The organism is Bacillus sp. RIT 809, from assembly GCF_016892495.1.
Classification (GTDB): domain Bacteria; phylum Bacillota; class Bacilli; order Bacillales; family Bacillaceae_G; genus Bacillus_A; species Bacillus_A cereus_U.
Genome location: NZ_JAFEMR010000011.1, coordinates 51028 through 72737, shown reverse-complemented (window position 1 = coordinate 72737; position 21710 = coordinate 51028). Strand labels below are relative to the sequence as shown.

Genomic DNA, 21710 nt, shown 5'->3' with positions numbered 1-21710 from the left:
GCATGCTTTTAGCGTGGTTTTTTTCCGAAATACTGGCGGTAACCCTAAATAACGTATACAGTAAAACACCGAGTACCCAGCTTACAAACAGTAGATAACCCGCTCCATTTTCTGAATAAAAAATAATATCAATTCGGTGATTTTAATGTGGTAATATATATTGAACTCTTTAAGAAGTTATTTTTCATCTTAGTATTTAGGAGGATTTATGAGTAATCAAAATAATAATGAAACCCCGAATAAAACAGCGGTCTTAGTAATAATTCTAGGACTGTTTTTACCACTTTTCCTACCTGCATTTTTAATGCTAGCATTAGGAAAATGGATGCCAGATGAAATTGTATATCCTGGAGCAATGTCATTATTCCTTTTATCTATCGGATTATTCCTCGTTGCGACTATTTTTACTAAGATTTTAAGTGTATGTGGACTGACTGAGAAAAAATTAGACGAGTTGGGATTTTTAGGATTTACAATTTCAGTAGTTACATCATTCTTAGCTACTTATGTTGGATATTTTGGAATCGCAAAAATCGGATTAACTTCGGTACAGTTATCACCTCATGGTATTTTAATTGTAGCTATTGTGTCCACAATCATTTTAACTATTTTATTAAAAGTACTGGAAAAATTCGATACTGATACAAATATATAATATATAAACATAAGACCACCGATTTAATGAATCGGTGGTTTTTATCTAAATAAAAGATATCGAACGAATTCGTTCGATTGATTCTACAGAAAGAATAGCGTATTTTTTCATTTTAGGGGTATTTTGATTTGTTGATTTGATAGCCTGATAGCGATGGGGCGGAACCACATATCAATCAAGCTTAAATTAATTGTTTCTTCCTTTTATTTTTTTTATTCTTTAATTTTAAATCGTGAAATTAAGCCTTCTAATTCTGTATTTTTTTTCCTTATTTGCATGGATTGATTTGTTATTTCTGTAATGGCTGATGCTTGAGTTTGAATGGCTTGTACGGTTTAATTTGTATCTTTCGCTACTCTTGTAGAAGTTTCTGATACTACTGATAGTGAAGCGTTAATTTCTTCAGTTCCAGCAGACATTTCTTCTGTTGTAGCTGATACTTCTTGGATTTGACGCGTTATCTTATGAATGTCTTTCATGATTGTTGAAAAGGCTTCGTCTGCTTCATTAGCAGCATTTCTTCCTTGGATAGCTTCTTCGTGTTCTTTTCTCATGATTTGAACAGTATCTTTTGTATCTTGCTGGATCGATTTAATTAAATCATTAATTTCATTTGCGGATTGCTTGGATTGTTCAGCTAAATCTCTCACTTCAGCTGCAACAACTGCAAATCCTTTTCCATTTTCTCCTGCACGTGCTGCTTCGATTGCAGCATTTAAAGCAAGCAGATTTGTTTGTTCCGCAATATTTGTAATCGCGTCTAAAGCTTTATCTATATGCTGTGTACGCATAATAAGACGTTCTATCACCGTAGATGTTTCTTCAACAACTGCATGCACATTATTCATTTGAGTAATAGATTGCTTGATTACTTTACTACCATTATTTACACGATCTGTTGTAGCGACAGATACTTCAGCAACAGTTGCTGCTGATTCAGCTACTGATTGAACTCCATTTGTTAGGTCATTCATCGCTGTTGAACTTTCATGAATATTAGTAACTTGTCCTTCTATTTGTTTATTTACTTCATTAATTGTTAAAACAGCTTCGTTAGATATTTTAGATGCCTGTTTTGTATTCTGCAACATACTGTCAGTAGAGGAGATAACTTCGTATGTCGTTACTTGTATTTTCTCAATTAAATGTTGTAAATTATCTAACATGTTATTAAAAGAGGTAACAATAGCTCCTAATTCATCATTTGCTTGATAGGAAGTACGTATTACTAAATTTCCATCTGCTACTTGTTTTATATCATGCTGTAATAAAGTAATTGGACGTTGAATAGCTGTTTTAATGACATATCCAATACATATAATAATTGCAGTCCCCAAAACTGAAATAAGAATATAAATCATTATTGCAGTTTTGGCGCTGCTAGCATTTTGTTCCTGTAATTGTTCTGCTTGGTTTCTATTAGAATTAGCGAATTCTTGAATAGAATTAATTGATTTTTGCATAGCAGGCTTAACTTCTTTTAAATAATAAGCATAAGCCTCTTCGTTTTTGTTTTGCATTGATAAATTTTGTGCTTCTTTCATTTTCGGTCTTAACTCGCCGAAATTTGCTTTGAAATTTTCATATAATTTCTTTTCTTGTTGGGAGCTTAACGTTGATTCTAAACTTTTTATTAACTTGTCATTTTCTTCACGTATTTTAGACAGATTATTTGCCAACTCTTTGTTTCTACTTTCATCTGTTGTAACCATTAAATAATTTATGATTTTCATAAAAAAATATAGTGATATTTTGTCGAGAATTGTACTATTTTGATATTTCATAGTAATATTTTGTCGTGAGTTATACCTGACGGCAAATAATTTATGAATCTATAAAGGAACAATGTAAAAATTTATCATTTAATCTAATTAAAAGGAGAAGGTAATGAATAATTCCATCGACATACAACACTTGTGTGATCTCGCACATAAAGCCTTTAATGTACCTGTTCATATTTTATCTACAGACAAAAAAATTCTATATCATTCTATTTCTGATGATGTTTGTAGTCCATTTTATTCTTCTAAAGAAGAACATCTTAGTGACATTTATCAAGAAAATGATCCCATTAACTTCCCACTTTTCAGATGTAACAGTTATCTTGAAAATTTCGTCCTAATTCATATAGCAAATCATGATTATATAAAAGGGACTATTATAATCGGTCCTACTATACATCCAAAGGGCTCAGGTGATATAACCTTTAAAATTCGGAAAGAATTTAACTCAAATAATAAAATTCATGAAAGACTAGCCTATTATCAGTGTCTACCTGAGATTAAAAAAACTACTTTAATTGATATCGGAATCTTATTGCATTACATGATTTTCAATGAAAAGTTAGATGTAGGTATCGTTTTAGAAAAAAATAAATTGCTAGAGGAAGTTCCCTATAAAATTGTGAAACCTGATTTATATATTTTAAAACGCCAACAAAATAATCCTGAAACTCACAACACGGCATTAGTACATAATTATTTTTTAGCAATCAAAGAAGGAAATAAAGAAAAGTTGTTACAATATATGTATGCAATTCCAAAAGAAGATGATGGGGTTATTTTAGCAGCAGATCCACTCAGAAACCAAAAGGTTCTTGGAATTATTGCGATTACTCTAGCTACTCGATATGCGATAGATGGTAACCTTCCATCAGATATTGCTTTTTCTCTTAGTCTTTTGTATATACAAACCATGGAACAACTAGATAACGTAGACTCTGTAAAGCGATTGTCAGGAGACGCTTTACGTACTTTTGCAGATCGTGTGAAAGAATACAATGCGCAAAAGTATTCAAAAGCGATTACTGCATGCCTGAATCATATTAGAAAAAATGTTTACAATGAAATATCTCTCAATAAACTCGCTGATCATTTGGCGATTACCCCTACTTATTTATCTAAATTATTTAAAAAAGAAGTGGGAATTCCTTTAAGTGAATATATTCAAAGGGAACGAGTAGAAGAAGCAAAAAAATTATTAACACTAACTACATATCCAGTATTAGATGTTTTCACTTTGCTTAACTTTCATGACCAAAGTTATTTTATAAGGGTTTTTAAAAAAATTACAAACATGACTCCAAGACAGTATCGTGAAAAATATACCGTAATATAAGCTTGGTATCTGTTTCTGGTACAAAAACTTTAATATACGTGTAAGTAATCTCTAAAACTTGGGCATATTGTTTCTATTACTCTAGAAAGGGTACGTGATTTGGTGAAAATGATGGAGAAACGGGGTTTATCCATTTCTTATACAATTATTATGCGTAGCGTTCATCAGTATGGTTCTGAATTGGACAAATGAATCTGATTTCACCTCAAACCAATGACTCTTGAAGAGTCCATGAAACATATATCAAAGTAAAAGGGCAATGGATATATTTATATCATGGTGTTAATTTGAAAGGAAACGCAAACCATTTTTTTCAAGCGAAACAAGAAACCAAAAGGCTGCAAAGCGCTTTTTCAAGAAGGCTTTGCGGCCTTTTCATGTTTCAATATTTCTTGTTATAACGGATTGATAAGAATCCATTTTATTATCTTCATGTCAAGTATTGAGGTGGTTGGAATGAATTGTATTTCAGAGGTTTTTTATGACTATATAAAGATATTTTTGAATAATATGGTAAATTAAGCATTTATTAATAGTAATATCGGGTATTGTTCTATAAAACTTAATAATATAATACAATATATATTATTTGATATATCCACATTTCATGCAATTATACATACCAAAATAAAGGTAAAAAAGTATAAGTAATACCATTAAATTATTCTATAAGTATTTTTCTAAAATAAAAACTAACCCCCTCTAAATTAATATAGTTATTTTTTCATTGGATATATTAAGTTGTAATCATTATAATTACTACAATAGAATTCATCATTAATTTTATTAGTATAATATCCTCTCACTCATATTAAGAATGTAACAATAAAATTATCGAATACATAAGATAAAATTCTACTATTTACGACAAAATTTTACTATATACGCAGCGGAAATTTAATGTTTTAATAAATAACATAACTGGTACGACCACTAAGAAAGGGGCAAATTACACTAAATAGGAGTTTAGTAAAGTTGCAAGTAACATTATGTCGATTTAAACTTTCTTAATATTCAGTCATTTTAAAAAGGGATTTCGAATCACAAAACTGTCCCATTTATAAAAAGTTATTATTTTAATTGTATTACACGATTTTACTAGTATGCTAAACAAATTCTATAACGGTAGGAGAGAGACAAATGAAAAAATACAAAAAATTATTAATGGTTGCTCCACTTGCATGTATGCTAGGAACAGGAGTTGTGACTTTTCCAACTGCATCTCATGCAGATGCAGCACCAGTAGCATCAGTAGTTAATGATTCATTTGGTCAGGGTAGTACTTACTCTACAGAAAACATAACACAGGCTTTATTCGTAAGGTTACGCAGTGGTATAGAAGCTTCACCTGAATTACGTAATAAATTTAAAATAGCAGATGATGAAAGGATACAACACGAACAAAATGAAACTATTGAAAACGGTACAAAGTACCCTGCCACTAATTATGGTTTAAGAGATCAATTAAGTAAAGTGACTGCTTCAAGTACTGGAACAAATATTACGGTTAATCCAACTACAGTTACTGAAGTAGAAGCGGGTAAAATTGAGCTATTAAGTTATAGAAATAGCACTCCTATCACACAAAAACAGTTTACAACAGAAAAATCAATGAAGCGTATAGATACTGTTACTGCGACAAACCAATATGGGTTTAAATTAGGATTTGAGTCTTCAACTAATTTTAAAGTTAATGCTCTTGTAGCTCAAGCTGAACAATCATTTAAAGCTAGTGCTGAATTTAATTTTTCACATACAGATACAAATACTGCTACTAATGAAGAGACTGTTACATTTAAGGCACAGGAAGTACTTGCTGCCCCAGGTGGAACAACGAATTATTTTACTAGGGTCGGAAAAGCGAACTTTTCGGGGTCATTCCAAACTGACGCGGCTTTAACTGATCTAAAATTGAAACTGCCTATAGTTAAAAAAGATAATAACCAAACTGTAGTTCATACCGAAGAAGTTACTCTAACTTCACAAGACATATATACTATCTTCAAAAACACACCATATATACCATTACCAGCATATTTAAGTTTTGATGACAATGGTAAAAAAGTCTTAGTGAAAAACGTAACTTTTAACTATATAGGAGAAATGGGTTACAATACATCAGCACAAGCGGAATTTATTCCATTCGATCAAGATAAACCAAAACAAACAATGTCATATGAAAAATATGAAACAAAAACACAAGATAAATCTCTTTAAGAAAAAACTAGAAAAATAAACTATAAAAACCCTAAGAACTCTTTGTTCGCAGCAAAGATTCTTGGGGGTTTTGGTTTTGTTGCAAAGATAAAGGGGGTACACAAAACATCTTAAAATGTGTCTAAACGTAAAATTTTCTTTTTTTGATATGGTGACCCCTATAGGGAATAAGGTGCATTCCACTATGTCAGCTAGTTGCCGAAAGGTTAGGAAACTACCAAATTTTATTCATGTTGGCTGTTTAATTCCTAATGCCTTTAGGTGTGGGGAATTATTTTATATAAAGGATGATAATGCAGCAGTTAAAGGTCAAAAATAAAACAAGGGGGAATTATTTTGAAAAAAATTTCATCTTTATTATTAACTATGCCAATTATTTTAGGGAGTGTTGCTACAATTCCGTATACAAAAGTTTCAGCTGAAACGGTGTCATCTAATCTAGAAATATTCAATCTAGAAACATTGAACCAAAAGACAGATCAGGCAATTGCAAATGGTAATTTTGAGGGTCATTTGAGTTATCTCAGTGCGTATTTGAATGTAAAGATTGGAAATATCACTGGAGCGGGTTTACAAAATAAGCTTGCAGACCCAGCATTTTCAGCAGCTTTGGCTCAGTGGCAATTGATCTCACAAACAGGTGCTGCAGCAATGAATACATTCGCTAAAAAAGATGCTGAGCATCAGAAATTTCTTAGCTGGACTATGAAAAATACAGATGTGATGAATACATACCTTGAAGGTGGCAGTCCCACAGGAAACAATCCTGTAAATGCACTTGAGATATGGAATACAATATGGAATGCGGATGCAGATTCTCACCAAGGATTGTATTTAAAATTAGCTATAGCTACATCGTTAGCTCATGCTGAACCTATAAAATATTGGACAAACAATAAACCTATTAATCCATTAACAAGGTACCAACATTATAAATTAGCAGATCAAAATAGTGAGTTACTTCCTTGCTTTAGAACATATGATGTTTGGCATTTAAGATTAGTAGTGAATACTTGGTCACCAGAAGAAGATTTAACATGGGCAAGAAAAATGATTAATACGGAACATCCCGAATTGAAAAGTCAAGATAAGATAGGAACAAGTGCATATTTGATTCAGTATGTAACAAACAACAAAGATGGAGTTAGCGTTCAAGCTGGAAATGATGCATTCTATGGTTTAGGTTGGAATCTTTCCTCAATTTACAGAAATGGTGCGGTATGCGGTGGTATTTCAAAGTTTGGTGTGCAAGTAAGTCAAGCCTTTGGTGTGGCAGCCATGCCTGTTACACAGCCTGGACATTGTGCACTCATATGGAATGACAAACCATCTTCTTGGAATTTAGGAAATGATATATTTGGATGGGGAGAATCGGGCCGTCATGATGTAACTGTTATTCCATGGTCAGATAATAGTTTGAAAAATCAAGTACCGAACATATTATTATTTGAAAATGCTGAACGTGATTCAGTAAAACTAGATCAATCAGAGCGATTACGTTGGTTAGCGAAAGCGATATCTTCACCAGCTAAGAAAAATGCAATTTATAAAACAGCTACTAATATTCTACCAATTAATGTTTTAGTATGGAAAGATTACGTTTCTCTCATGTTACAAAATCCAAATGTAACAGATGCTGAGTGGCAAGAATTAAATAACAGTATCGTTTCTTCTTTTGCTAATGAACCAAGACCGATGATGGATCTTCTTGCTCAAATAAAAAGCCATGTTCTGAATACAAGTGATAGAGCTAAGCTTCAGCAATATACTTTAAATATATTAAATGCATTCTCGACAATAACGAATGTCAATGAGAAGCAAGTAGCTAATAATATAAAAGCCCAAATGCCAAGTTTAGGATTGTGCCTTGCTACGTTTAGTTTTGATGGAGCAAATGCAGGGAAATTAATGGGAATAAAAACTGATACGGAATACAGTATTGATGGTGGAAAAACGTATAAAGCTGCTACAAGCAATGATATGCTTCTGAGCAATGAAGAAATCTCAGCAATCAATTCAACAGATGGTATTTTAACAAGAGTGATTGGAACAGAGCAGCCTTTATTAATTCCAATTGGAAAAGCTGGTAAAGTTAATGTTTATGCAAATGATGATGAGAACTCAGTTTTTGGTCTAGACGGTACGATGGAATTCAGCATCGATCAAGGTTCACATTGGACAAAATATAATCCAGCTGCTCCTAATTTACCGAATTTAACAGGAAATGTTACGTTAACAGTTAGAAAATTTGCTACTGGTTTAAATCCAGCAGGCGATGTTGTTAACTTAAAGTTTACTGATACTTCTGTAGCAGGATTAATACCGCGCCAAAACTTATCAATTGCAGGTTTCTCAAGTCAGCAAGATTCAAATGGTAATGCTGCTACAAATGCAAATGATGGAAACCCTGCAACAATGTGGCATACGTTTTGGAATGGAAGCGATAAGGCTCCATACATTACGCTAAAGCTTAATGAAGTTACTAATATATCACAATTGGCTTATGTTCCAAGACAAGGTGGCAATCCTAATGGTAACATAACTAGTTATAATATATACACAAGTATGGATGGAATTAACTTTACAAAAGTTGCAACTGGAACGTGGGAAGATAATAATCTTACAAAGAATGCAAGTTTCAGTAAAGTAAATGCTCAGTATGTAAAGCTTGAAGTTGTATCAGGACACGGTGGATTTGCTTCAGCTTCAGAAATAAAGTTATATAAAAACTAATTGAAAGATGAATGGGGACTGTAGCAAACATATTTTATATGTTTCCTACAGTCTATTTTTTATGTGCTCAAAACAATGATTTATGCGTATCAGATTTTGTAGAAGTAAAAATTGCCAGAGCAATAAAATCAGCATCGCCTTTAGGAGCACTTTTAGTGTTGCTTTGAAATAAAGTTTAATCAAACTTTATTCAAAATCCACAAGATCCCTCAAATTTCATCCAATCTGCTATTCTTATAAATATAAAATGGAAAAATAATATAAATTCACAATAATTTCATGGGGATTTTTCGTATCAAAAGGTATACTTTATCAATACAAGTTTTTACTGTATATATTAAAATGAGAATACCCTTTCAAAGTATGGCAACTCCTTTCACCAATCGTGGAAGGAGTTTTTTTCTGTTTGTAAAGGTATAATCTTGCTTTAGGTTATGTCCATCTCTTCTTACAATGACAAATATATCAACAATATTTCATATCACATTAAATCATTTAAATGTTAAGAAATATAAAATTGAATAGAGAAATATTAAATGCCAACTAAAAACGAACGTATTTTTGTAAAACAGGTTGAAAATTTATGTTAAATAGGAATATAATAAGAACAAACGTTCTATTATGTAGGATAATGCGGTGTATGACTATTCACTTTGCCTAGACCTTGTGTCATTTTTCGCATCCGTTTCTTGCGTGAAATTAGGCTATGATCCACTACAAACAAAGTTAGCAGTAGTTAGCGATACGGCAAGACCAGGTTCTGTTGTTTTAGCTGCTACTAAACCGCTAAAACTATTAGGTATAAAGCAGGGCAGTCGGCTATACGAACTAGCAAATATACCAGGTGTGCTAGTTGTGAATCCGCAGATGGATAGGGGTACAGCCGAGATACGTGTAAAAATAGGTCATATATTTACTTTTATTTCCAATCATATTTAGAATCTGATTTTTTGTTTTTTAATGATTCTTATATCGATAATTAATGATTTTAATTAGTCGGTTTTGCTTCAATGGAGTATCCCCCTTGGTAATTTTAATTCAGTAAAAGTATAATTTATTATTACTTTTACTACTTCAGTTGCATAGCCGTCCCCACCACCATTGCGGAACAAGAACATCGTTTTATAAAAAAAGGATCCGTTCCATGTTGGGATTGAAATCATTTCGAACAGTCACCTATATATTAAGTGGTATCGAAGCTATGCATATGGTTAAAAAAGATCAACCTTATTCAAAAAAACTCTTGAAAACGTTATCAAACATAGTTATAATACAAGTGGATAAAGATAAACAGTAATTGAATACTTTTCACATAGGATTGTGACTGTTCGGCAGGCAAAACCTAAATTCATACCAAGAATACAATTATGCTGTATTTTTGGTATGAATTTAGGTTTTTTATTTAGGCTAATAAGTAGGTGATGATATATGAAAATCAAAAAAGTATTAAACAATAACGTAGTCTTAGTAGAAAATGATAATAATACAGAAATGATTGTCATGGGTAAAGGTATTGCTTTCCAAAAAAAATCGGGCGAAGATATTGATCCTTCCCAAGTTGATAAAACATTTGTTTTAGAAGCAAAAGGTTTAACAGACAAATTAGCCCATCTCATTAACGAAATTCCATCCGAACATTTGGATTTATCGGATGAAATTATCACCTACGCTAAATCAAAGTTACCTGGAAAAATTGGTGATAATATTTATCTTACCTTAACCGATCATATTAGTTTTTCAATTTCTCGCTTTCAACAAGGTTTCATACTCAAAAACGCGTTGCTTTGGGAAGTAAAGAAATTCTATCGTAATGAATATGAAGTTGCCTTACACGCATTACAAATCATTGAAAAGAAAACTGGTTATAAGCTACCTGAGGATGAAGCTGGTTCGATTGCTCTTCACCTCATTAATGCTCAACAAAACCAAAATGATATGGAAGACACGATGAATATGACGAAAATGGTAAATGATGTTCTTACTATCGTTAAATATCATTACGGTTTAGAGCTAGATGAAAATTCAATTAATTATAGTCGCTTTGTTACTCATTTAAGATATTTTGCCTATAGATTGACTCATAATCAATCTACTATTGAAGGTGAGAAAGAATTATATGAACAAGTAAAGGCAAAATATCCTGAAGCTTATCAATGTACCCAAAAGGTAAAAGCTTATATTGAGTCTACTTATGGTAAAAAACCAAACAAAGATGAAATGCTTTATTTAATGCTTCACATTAACCGTATTACATCACGAGAAAAACATAATAATTGAACCACAGGATTGTGACTGTTCGGCAGGCAAAACCTGAGTTGACTTTTCTTATTCGAGTTCATTATTTCGAATAAGAAAAATCAACTCAGGTTTTTTTTATAAAAATAAAATTAAAGGAGTGCTATAAATGAGCTATACAAGCTTAGCTAAAGAAATTCTCCAACATATTGGTGGAGAGAATAACGTCAATAGTTTAGAACATTGTGCTACACGCTTACGCTTTAAAGTAAAAGACAGCAACAAAGTAAATAAAGAAGTATTAGAAAATGTAAAAGGTGTTATTAGTGTTGTTCAAACTGGTGGCCAACAACAAGTAGTAATTGGTAGCCATGTTTCTGATGTATTTAAAGAAATTAATAAAATTGGTAACTTCTCAAAAGATGCTAATGAAACATCTGAAGAAAAAACATCGCTTTCTGGAAAAATATTTGAATTAATTTCTGGTACGTTTACTCCATTACTAGCACCGCTTGCCGGAGCAGGTATGCTGAAGGCTCTTTTAGGCGTATTAGTCATGTTTGATTTGTTATCAAATCAAAGTGGTACGTATGCTATTTTATCTGCCGCTGGTAATGCTATTCTATACTTCTTACCTATTATGATAGGTTTTACTTTAGCTACGAAATTAGGAGCTAACCCATACATGGGTGGTATTATCGGAGCCGCTCTATTAGAACCCAACTTTACAGCTTTATTAGCTAATGGAGATACAAGCTCATTCCTAGGAATACCAGTTATCTTGATGGACTATTCTTCTCAAATCGTACCATCATTTATCTCAGTACTTATTTACGCTCAATTAGAGAAATTCTTGAAAAAAGTTATATACAAAGATTTACAAATGTTCTTAGTACCAATGCTTTCATTAATGATTATCGTACCATTAGCTGCTATCGCATTCGGTCCTTTTGGAACCTATGTAGGTAAAACGGTTGCTACAGGAATTAATTTCTTAAGTGAACATAGCGGACTATTAACTGGGGCTGTTGTTGGTGGTACCATGGTTTTCCTTATTATGTTTGGATTACATTGGGCTCTTGTTCCAATGAGTATCGAAAACTTAATGAACGGTGGAGACCCAATCGACCCAATGTGGGCTGCAAGTACATTCGCTCAAACGGGTATCGCACTAGGTATCTTCTTAAAAACAAAAAACAAAGAAACAAAATCTCTTGCTGGTTCAACAGCATTAACAGGGATACTTGCAGGTGTAACAGAACCAATTCTATACGGGTTAATTGCAACTCATAAACGTACATTAAAATATGTTGTTATTGTCGGAGCGATTGGTGGTGCTTTCATTGGGGCATTTAAAGCTGAAAACAATGCCTTTGCCCTTCATTCTATATTTACACTAAGTGGTACAACGACACCATGGCTTCCATACTTCTTAATGATTATCATGACAGTAGGGGGAGCAGCAGCCTTAACATATTTCTTAGGTTACGAGAATAAAGAGGAACTACAAAATACAGAAACATCTAAAGAACCTGGTGCAACGGTTGTAAAAAAAGAAGGAATTGTAAGTCCTTTAACAGGAACCATTACTCCTTTAAACCAAGTAAAAGATGCTGTATTTGCATCTGAGGCAATGGGAAAAGGGATTGCGATTGAGCCAACTGTGGGTGAAGTCCATTCACCAGTAAACGGTGTCATTACAACGCTCTTCCCTACTGGACATGCTGTTGGTATTACATCAGATGATGGAGCAGAAATTCTTATTCATATTGGAATTGATACGGTTCAATTAGAAGGGAAATATTTCAATGCACATGTGAAAACGGGTGACAAAGTAACAAAAGGGCAACATTTAATCGACTTTGATATGGAAAAGATTAAAGAGGCTGGCTACCTTGTAACAACACCTGTAATTATTACAAATACTGCACAATATACGGATATCATTGAAACAACTAAAGGACAAATTACTAAAAATGAAGATTTACTAACTCTAATATTTTAATAATATCTAGCTGATTGGGAATGAACTATGCTTATTCCCAATTGGTTGAACATATTTTGGAGGGACAAATAATGTTGAATAGCTTCTCGAAACCGTTTCCAAAAGACTTTTTATGGGGTGGTGCAACGGCAGCAAACCAAATAGAAGGTGCATACCAAGAAAGAGGAAAAGGCCTTTCTACAGCAGACGTATTACCACATGGTGTTTTTAGCCCACAAGATTATTCAATGGAAGGCTATTATCCTTACCACACTGCAATTGATTTTTATCACAACTATAAAGAAGATATCGCCCTTTTTGCTGAAATGGGCTTTAAATGCTTCCGTATGAGTATTGCGTGGACTCGTATTTTCCCAAATGGTGACGAATTAGAACCAAATGAAGAAGGTTTAAAATTTTACGATGACGTATTTGCTGAGTTAGCCAAATATAACATTCAGCCTATTGTTACCATTTCTCACTATGAAATGCCACTCGCTTTAGTGAAAAATTATGGTGGTTGGAAAAACCGTAAACTTATAGAATTTTATGAGCGTTTTGCTAGAACTCTTTTTACTCGCTACAAAGATCAAGTAAAATATTGGATGACATTTAATGAAATTAATTTTGTTATCCATGCCCCATTTACTGGCGGTGGACTTGAGTTTGAGGAAGGAGAAAATGTAAAACACACACAATATCAAGCGGCTCATCACCAATTTGTTGCCAGTGCTCTAGCAGTAAAAGCAGGTCATGAGCTTATTCCGGATAGCAAAATTGGTTGTATGCTTGCCTATGCTCCAACTTATCCTTATTCTTGTAATCCAGAAGATGTGTGGACAGCCATGATGTTAGATCGTGAAACAGTGTTTTTCACAGATGTGCAAGTACGTGGATACTATCCTTCCTATACGGAGCGCTACTTTGCTGAACATAATATTACAATTAAAATGGAGCCTAGTGATGAAGAAATTCTTCGTACTCATAAAGTAGACTATTTAGGCTTCAGTTATTATAACAGCGGTACGGCCTCTGCAACTCCTGAAGAACATAAGGCTTCTGATGGTAACTTACAATTAGGAGGCGTAGAAAACCCATACTTAGAAGCATCCGAATGGGGATGGGAAATCGATCCGAAAGGCCTTCGAATTGCTTTAAATACGTTATACGACCGTTACCAAATTCCTTTATTTATCGTTGAAAATGGTTTTGGTGCTGTTGATATTTTAGAAAATGAGTCCGTAAATGATGATTACCGTATTAGCTATTTCCGTGATCATATTGCTGAAATGAAGGAAGCTATCGCTGATGGTGTTGACTTAATCGGTTATACTACATGGGGGCCTATTGACCTTGTAAGTGCTTCTACTGCTGAAATGAAAAAACGTTACGGCTTTATCTATGTAGATAAGGATAACGGAGGTAATGGAACATTAAAACGTTACAAAAAGAAAAGCTTCAACTGGTACAAACAAGTCATTGCTTCTAATGGTGAAGATTTAAATTAAGAATGTATAAAGGATGGTCTTAATCAAAGATTGATTAAGACCATCCTTTTATATTTGGTATCTTTAGTAATTTTGTTTTGAATATCCAAACATACGATTCATGTATAATTCTTATATATTTTTATAATCTGACTCATGGATTTTTTCAAGCAAACAGCGTTTAATTTCAATCAATCAAACAATTAATTCATTTTTTGAATACTTTCATTACCTTGTTATATTACATGAAGATTCAATCTATTCTGTGGCATCAATATTGTCATCGTAAATAATTACTATTTAATCTAAATCCTTATTTTATTAAGGTAGGAAAATAATAATAGAGAAATCCCAATACGCCAGAAATACTCAGTCTAAAACATTTTTTTAATTAAACACTTAGACGACCTAGTAATAGTAATAAAACTCGAATAATTAAACAACTGGATAATACAGACGCTAATAAATATGTGTATTGTTACGATGAATTTATACAATATAAAAATTCCACTGCACCGAATGTCTTTTAAGGATATACAAATACAGACAATTCGTGAAATAAAAGCTTGGTTTAGTATTCTTATAGGTATTTTTTAGATGCTTTAGAGGAAATCGTAAAAGCATTAGGGATGAATATATAAATTGAAGTCCCGGTGAAATCACATGACCAAACAAAAGACTGGTTAAGCTTTAATACTCAAGATTTCAAGGTGAAGACAAAGGTAAGATATAATCACCATTTTATATTTGACGTAAATGTAAAAATGAAAATTGGAATTACAGAAAGACTTTTCCCATTCGATGTAAGACAGGACAGAGTACAACTGCAAAAAAACATTGAAACGAAACTAAACAGCGATTTCAGGCGCCTAATAAAGAAAATACAGGCCGCTAAAATTGACCCTATTGGACTTGGTGTGTATGCAAGAGCCTATACGTATCCAGAGTGGAAAAAGGCCCGAGATCAATGGGGGAAAACCTTTTCTAAAGCTGATGTAAACGTTAAGGTAAGTGTGACAATTGAAGGGATGGGGACGATTAAGTAATGTTAAGCCAATGATATTCTATTTTGAAAAGAGGTTAATTTATTTTGCACAAAATAAAACCCTAGTTTCCTAGGATAATGGGTATAACATCCCGATTTAATCGAGCGTGTATATAATTAATCAAAACAGTTAAATAGTAAATATTTACCGAAAATAGAGCAGCTAACAAAAGCTAACTGCTCATTCATAATAAATTTAGGGTTCTGTTGCAAAGTTTTCTAATTGAAGCTACACTCTAGAAATAAGTAGCGAGGAGAATCACAAATGCGATATTTTAAAGGGAAACAGTTCAAACAAGATATTATTTTGGTAGCGGTCGGCTACTATTGTCGTTTTGCTTTAAGCTATCGTGATGTCTCTGAAATTCTGAAAGAACGTGGTGTTTCGACCATCTCACAACCATTATGTGCTGGGTTCATGAATATGGGAGCCTGATTTATCAAATTTGGAAGAAGAAAACGAAAAATACCCACATGTCTTGGAAACTAGATGAAACCTATATAAAAGTCAAAGGGAAATGGTGTTATTTATATCGTGCGATTGATATAGAAGGGCACACATTGGATATTCAACTTCGTAAAAAACGAGATTATCAGGCCGCTTATGCTTTTATGAAAAGACTAGTGAAAATGTTTGGAGAACCAACGGTTCTCACTACAAATAAGGCGCCCGTATTACTTTGTACGTTCAAGAAATTACGATAAAAGGAATCGAAACCGTTCATGTACTATACAAACAAAGGCGAAGTCTTCAAACAGACTCCGCCTTTTCGGTGTATCATGAATTACAACAATTACTAGTATCCTCATAATATTTCCTCATACATTCATGCCTCTGTTTATTTCTTGAAAAACTTTGCAACAGAACCTTTATAAAATATGTATTTATTTTTATTAGATAATAATATTAAATGATAATATTTCACATTGTTAAAAAATATATCTTATTACACTATGATTCCCCTCGATTCTCATGCAATTATGCATATGCAAATATAGGGAAACGGTATGTGAAATATTATTATGTTATAGTATTAAAGCTTTTTATGTGTCTAATTTTCCCATTAAATTAGAATAATTACATTTTGAAGATAAATATTAAATTATAATTTTTATATTTGAGAAGAATAAATTATATTAAAATAATTACATACCAATCTAATTATTTTAATATAAGGTAATGATTATATAATTATCGAAATGTTGTGATTTACTTTGCGAAAACATAATGTTTTAATAAGGGCACAAGATGTTAGTTACATTTTAGGACATATAAAATCAAGATTACCTTCGTATATGTCTTTTATGTAACTGCTTAGGGAATACGTTTATAGTAGGGCAATATGTACAAATATTTCTAATCTATATTTAGATTCCTATAATATTCATCTTTGAAACGATATATAACGATTAATAGTTGTAAGGCTGGATTTCATATAAATAAAAATTAAACCTTTAAAATTTAGTCCAACTATTTTATCAAAAAACACCAATTAATAGGAGGAGTTACCATGAAAAAAACGTTAGTCGCAGGGTTATTAGTTACAGCAGTATCTACAAGTTGCTTCTTACCTGTAAATACTTTTGCAGAAAGTAAAACAACTTATTCACAACTAACAAGTAGTCAAAATCAAGTTGCTATGAATAGGTTATCAGATTCGATTAAGACATTAGGATCACAGACGCCATTAATTCAAGGATATGGGCTAATCATATTAAAGCAACCAAACCTTGAAGTAACTGCTATACCTGGAATAACAACTGATCAAGGTACTGCAAGAAACCATGTTAAAGAATGGCTGGATAAATATAATCCAAAACTATTCAATGTAAATCAAGATCTGCAGGATTTTGGGACAAGATTTACAAATTATTATGATATATTGGTTGAACTAGCTGGAAAAGTGAATGACGATTCGCAAACAAAAGAAGACTTTGTAAGTATTTTTAATGCACTTCAAGATCAAATGCAAGCAATTCAGTATGATATGAAAGGAACTTCAGTAGACTTAAACAATTATAAAAATGACTTGGTTGAAGATAGTAAGAGCTTTTCTAGTAAAGTTAGCAGAGCGATTGAACTGTATAAGAGTTCAGGCGGAGACATTGAAAAATTCAGAACGGAAATTAGACAACTTGATGAAAACATTCAAGATGATTATACAAAACTTCTAGCTCTACCAAAAGAAAATGTAAAAGGTTCTATAAATATTGGAAAGACGGTTATTGATATTTGGATAGACGCAGGTAAGGATCAAACTTTAGACACGTCTAATTTGGAAGTGATTTATAACCAAGTTGGACAAGTCCAAAATGATGAAGTAACAAAACTGAATAATGATGTTCGTCAGAAGCAACAACAAAAAATTCTATTGCTACAAAAATTATCGAAAATTGAAGTGCAAGCAACTCAAATGACACTTATTGATCTACAGTTAAATAACTTTACAAGAGTAGTTAAAAAGCAAATTGAGAGTTTTGACAAGCTAGTAAGTAGTTGGGACATCTTTAATGACACAATGATTCAAATGAAGAGAAGTCTTAGTACTGATGCGAAAATAGATTCTAATGCATTACAAGCACAATTAAAAGAACTCAAAACGTTTACGGATGAATTGAATAAACAAACAACGGAATATGAAAATAGTGTTACAAACATAAAAGTAACAGAGGCAAAATAGTAGAATGAAGAAAAATATTAATAATATAATATAAGGAGATATGAATATTATGAAAAAACCTTATAAAGTAATGGCTTTATCTACATTAATTGCAACAATCGCAGCGGGTAGTATTACGCCATCATATGCCTCGGCAGCGGAAAATACAACAAAATCAGCACCTATTTATGCAGATGCAGAAAATAACTACCCTGAGTATTCACTTGGACCAGAAGGGCTTAAAGATGCGATAGAGAAAACTGGATCCAATATGTTGGTAATGGACCTGTATGCTTTAACTATTGTTAAACAAGCAAATGTTAATTTTGATGGTGTAACTGTAATTAACAATGATTTACAAACAAGCATTAAGGACAACCACGATGCTTCTAGAAAAAATGCAAAGCAATGGTTAGATGGTTTGAAACCGCAAATAATCCAGACGAATCAAAATATTATCAATTATAATACACAATTTCAAAATTATTATGATGTTTTGGTAGAAGCTGCAAATAATAAAGACAAAGAAACACTAAAAGCTGTTCTTACAAGTTTAGATGATAGTATTTCAGAGAATAAAGGTGCAGTTGACAAGTTAGTGCAAGATTTGAAAGCCTTTCGCGGCAAATTAGAACTGGATACACAAAATTTAAAAACTGATGCTAACAAAATCACAGATATTTTATCTGGTCAAGACGCTGGAATTCCATTGATGCAGAAACAAATCGAAACAAATCAAACAGTAATTGATGAAAATAACAAAGTTTATATTGGATCGACGGTTGCAACTACTCTCGGTGCATACTTAACTGCTACAATTGTCTTTGCGCCTATTGGTGCAGGTGCATTAGGAGGAGGGGTATACGGAGTTATTACATCAAAGCAGCAGATACAAGCAGCACAAGAAGAGATTAAAAAGCTAACAGAAAATATTTCAACCGCGAAACAACAGGTAGTTAAGTTAACGGTCTTGAAAAATAATACTAATAATTTAACAGAAACAATTGATGCAGCTATTACTGCCCTTGAAAATGTAAAGAATCAGTGGCAGACAATGGGGGCAAAATATAAATCATTGAATGACAATGTTGACAGAATTAACCCAGACAAGCTTGCTGCTATTATAAAAGCAGATCTGAAGATAGCTAAAGGTAGCTGGGAACAGGTTAACAAGTATGCTGAAAATATTCAAAAGGCTGAGATTTCATTCGTAGAAGAGAAAAAATAATATTACTTCGAGAAATTGCCGAAGTAATGAAAAATATAATATACTGACTTTCCCTTTTGAAGAACACATAATGTGAGTCTCCTGTTCAAGTTTGAGCAGGAGATTTCCTATATAGTTATGAAACTTGATAAAGATTATAGAATAAGAAAGTATGAAAACCCCTATTTTAATATGTTGTTTTATTTGCAATGATCGTAATTCATTTGAAGTAAAGAATAGAAGCTTATGAATTTAATAAAATACGTGATACATTTGAGAGAATAGGTGAAAAGGTGAATAAAAAATTGTATAAGAAAGTTATTTTATCAACAATCATTACTGGAATCGCCGCGAGTAATGTAATCCCTCTCCATACTTTTGCAGCAGAACAAACTGTGAAAAATAGTGTGTCCCAACAGCAAGAAGATAGTAAGAGCTATTCTCTTGGTCCTGATAAATATAAAGAAGTAATGGAGAAAATGGGGGCAAGTATCCTTACAATTGATTCATATGCTCTAACAATCATTAATCAACAACTGACAGATTTAAGTAAAATAAGTTCTATAAATGGTGATTTACAAGCAAACATGATTCAGCATCAAAATGATGCGCAAACGAATGCAATATATTGGTTTGATGATCTAAAGCCTCATATGATGAAAACGAATCAGAATATTGTAAGTTATAATGATACCTTTCAAGCGAGTTATAATCAATTACTAGCTGCTTTGGATCAAAAAGATACAGTGACATTTAAAAATGAACTGGAGAAATTATATAATAATATTTTGAAAGATAGTCAAGAAGTGGATGGACTACTAGAAAAGTTGAAAACATTCCGAAATAAAATGGCCGAAGATACAAGAAGTTTTAAAGCTGATTCAAATCAATTGATCTCTATTTTAGAAAGTACGAACGCCGGTATTCCACTTCTAGAACAACAAATTAGTAATTATAATAATATAATTAAAGAAAACTATGATAAACGTGGTGGCTATATAGCTGCAGCTGTATTAATGCCTCCAGTTGGTATACCATTGATTGTCACTGCTGACAAGAATATCGCATCTGCACAACAAGAAATAGAACAATTAAAGTCCAGAATTTCTGGAGCAGAGGCAGAATTAGTTATTTTGACAGATGCCAAAAATAAAACGGAACTTATGACTGCAACAATTGATACAGCTATTGATGCGCTACAAAATATATCGAATCAGTGGCATACAATAGGATCAAAATATGATTCTTTACTAAAAAATGTTGATAACATTAACCCAGACAGGCTTGCTTTATTAAAAATAGATCTGAAGATAGCGAAGGATAGCTGGCAGGACCTTAAAAATTATGCAGATAAATTATATGAAGGTGCTAAGATTGTACAAAACGGACCGATTGTACAAATAGGACAACCAATAGAAGGTACTGTACAAAAAGGACAGGATTGCTCCTGAATACATGTAAATGATATTAAGAACATACAACCTTGTATTTGTTGGTAAGGTTGTATGTTTCTTTTATAGAGATGTACTACTTCAGGTACCGTCAATATTTTTGTGTAAATAAAGAATTCCTTTTCTTGCAGAGGAGAGGGTTCTTTATTTTTTATCTTCAAACATAGCTGTTAGTTCTAATCGAGCTTGATCTAAACCTAAGTGACAACGAGTTGTGAAACAAGGAATCTTTCTACCAATTCTTCATTAGGAAATTGTTATTTGCGCTTCTTTCCCCTACTTTTTTCTTGTTATATAAAAACTATATAGTAAACATGAAATTGAAAAAGTTAGACGGAACATCCTTTTAGAGGCTGAATTTCCCTTCAATTAATTCCTACATAATATAAGTAAAAAAGAGATAAGAACACTATTATTAGTGCAGTATCTCTTTTCGAATATGTATTGCATATCCCATTTAAAATTACCACATATTTTACTGGGACTTACAGATTGCTCTTCAACAAAAATTATACCTCATTTTTTGTGAAAATAGACTCCATCTTTTCGGCGTACAACGAATTACAGAATATATTAACGGTTTCATAAAATTGGACCTCAATTTTCTCATATCTTTATGTGTTACAAAACTTTGCAACAGAACCTCATTTTTCGCTTTACTGATTTCAAACTTTTTTAGTTGATAGACGTGAGACTACTATTTTAGTAAGGTGACAAAAAATGTCGAAAAATAGCTGAAATTGTCTAATTTCGATTGCTATACGACCTGTTCGATGTTAAGTTCGTAGTAATAAGAAAAAAAGGAAATGGGTTCGTTCCATTCCCATATCCTACCTTTCATAATTATTTAGTATGAACACGGATGGAGATTTCTTTCTTCGGGTATGTTTTATATTTATCAAACTATAGGAAGATTTAC

13 protein-coding genes and 3 pseudogenes are annotated in these 21710 nt (G+C 32.4%); 15 read left to right on the top strand and 1 reads right to left on the bottom strand.

Going from position 1 to position 21710, the window contains the following annotated elements; all coding sequences use genetic code 11:
- Positions 1–208 precede the first annotated feature (208 nt).
- Positions 209–655 carry an epimerase gene (locus JTF23_RS13765; RefSeq protein WP_098322761.1) on the top strand — a complete coding sequence of 149 codons (447 nt, stop codon included), beginning with the start codon at positions 209–211 and terminating at the stop codon, positions 653–655.
- A gap of 335 nt (positions 656–990) precedes the next feature.
- Here the strand turns inward: JTF23_RS13765 and JTF23_RS13760 are convergent, their stop codons facing one another.
- The gene (locus tag JTF23_RS13760; protein WP_374100899.1) at positions 991–2367 is read right to left on the bottom strand and encodes a HAMP domain-containing methyl-accepting chemotaxis protein; all 1377 of its coding nucleotides are present in this window, start codon (positions 2365–2367) and stop codon (positions 991–993) included.
- A 175-nt stretch (positions 2368–2542) separates the two neighbouring features.
- Between JTF23_RS13760 and JTF23_RS13755 the strand changes: the two genes are divergently transcribed.
- From JTF23_RS13755 to nheC, 14 genes and pseudogenes are all read left to right on the top strand, one after another.
- Entirely contained in the window at positions 2543–3772 is a 1230-nt protein-coding gene (locus JTF23_RS13755; protein WP_204208988.1) for a helix-turn-helix domain-containing protein, read from the top strand.
- Positions 3773–4014: 242 nt separating this feature from the next.
- On the top strand, positions 4015–4173 hold the full coding sequence (locus JTF23_RS28335) for a hypothetical protein (RefSeq protein ID WP_141528825.1): 159 nt from the start codon (positions 4015–4017) through the stop codon (positions 4171–4173).
- Positions 4174–4912: 739 nt separating this feature from the next.
- Complete coding sequence (locus tag JTF23_RS13745; protein WP_204208987.1) at positions 4913–5989, top strand: ETX/MTX2 family pore-forming toxin; 1077 nt, start codon at positions 4913–4915, stop codon at positions 5987–5989.
- A gap of 336 nt (positions 5990–6325) precedes the next feature.
- Positions 6326–8722 (top strand): discoidin domain-containing protein, encoded by a 2397-nt coding sequence (locus JTF23_RS13740; RefSeq protein ID WP_204208986.1) that lies wholly within the window; start codon positions 6326–6328, stop codon positions 8720–8722.
- 636 nt (positions 8723–9358) lie between these two features.
- Complete coding sequence (locus tag JTF23_RS13735) at positions 9359–9661, top strand: Y-family DNA polymerase (RefSeq protein WP_335470708.1); 303 nt, start codon at positions 9359–9361, stop codon at positions 9659–9661.
- A 161-nt stretch (positions 9662–9822) separates the two neighbouring features.
- A pseudogene (locus JTF23_RS28330) lies at positions 9823–10019 on the top strand (hypothetical protein); the annotation flags it as partial.
- A 131-nt stretch (positions 10020–10150) separates the two neighbouring features.
- Positions 10151–10999 carry a BglG family transcription antiterminator LicT gene (gene licT / locus JTF23_RS13730; protein ID WP_204208985.1) on the top strand — a complete coding sequence of 283 codons (849 nt, stop codon included), beginning with the start codon at positions 10151–10153 and terminating at the stop codon, positions 10997–10999.
- A 127-nt stretch (positions 11000–11126) separates the two neighbouring features.
- Positions 11127–12962, top strand: a complete 1836-nt coding sequence (locus JTF23_RS13725) for a beta-glucoside-specific PTS transporter subunit IIABC (protein ID WP_204208984.1) — start codon at positions 11127–11129, stop codon at positions 12960–12962.
- A gap of 71 nt (positions 12963–13033) precedes the next feature.
- A complete protein-coding gene (bglH, locus tag JTF23_RS13720; protein ID WP_204208983.1) occupies positions 13034–14449 on the top strand; it encodes an aryl-phospho-beta-d-glucosidase in 1416 nt (471 codons plus the stop codon).
- A gap of 620 nt (positions 14450–15069) precedes the next feature.
- Positions 15070–15474 (top strand): annotated as a pseudogene (locus JTF23_RS13715) (Ger(x)C family spore germination C-terminal domain-containing protein); the annotation flags it as partial.
- A 264-nt stretch (positions 15475–15738) separates the two neighbouring features.
- A pseudogene (locus JTF23_RS13710) lies at positions 15739–16175 on the top strand (IS6 family transposase); the annotation flags it as partial.
- 809 nt (positions 16176–16984) lie between these two features.
- On the top strand, positions 16985–18154 hold the full coding sequence (gene nheA, locus JTF23_RS13705) for a non-hemolytic enterotoxin subunit A (RefSeq protein ID WP_204208982.1): 1170 nt from the start codon (positions 16985–16987) through the stop codon (positions 18152–18154).
- Between the two features lie 49 nt (positions 18155–18203).
- Positions 18204–19361 carry a non-hemolytic enterotoxin subunit B gene (gene nheB / locus JTF23_RS13700; RefSeq protein ID WP_204208981.1) on the top strand — a complete coding sequence of 386 codons (1158 nt, stop codon included), beginning with the start codon at positions 18204–18206 and terminating at the stop codon, positions 19359–19361.
- A 272-nt stretch (positions 19362–19633) separates the two neighbouring features.
- Positions 19634–20791: a non-hemolytic enterotoxin subunit C gene (gene nheC / locus JTF23_RS13695; protein ID WP_204208980.1), complete on the top strand. Its 1158-nt coding sequence runs from the start codon at positions 19634–19636 to the stop codon at positions 20789–20791.
- Positions 20792–21710: the final 919 nt, after the last annotated feature.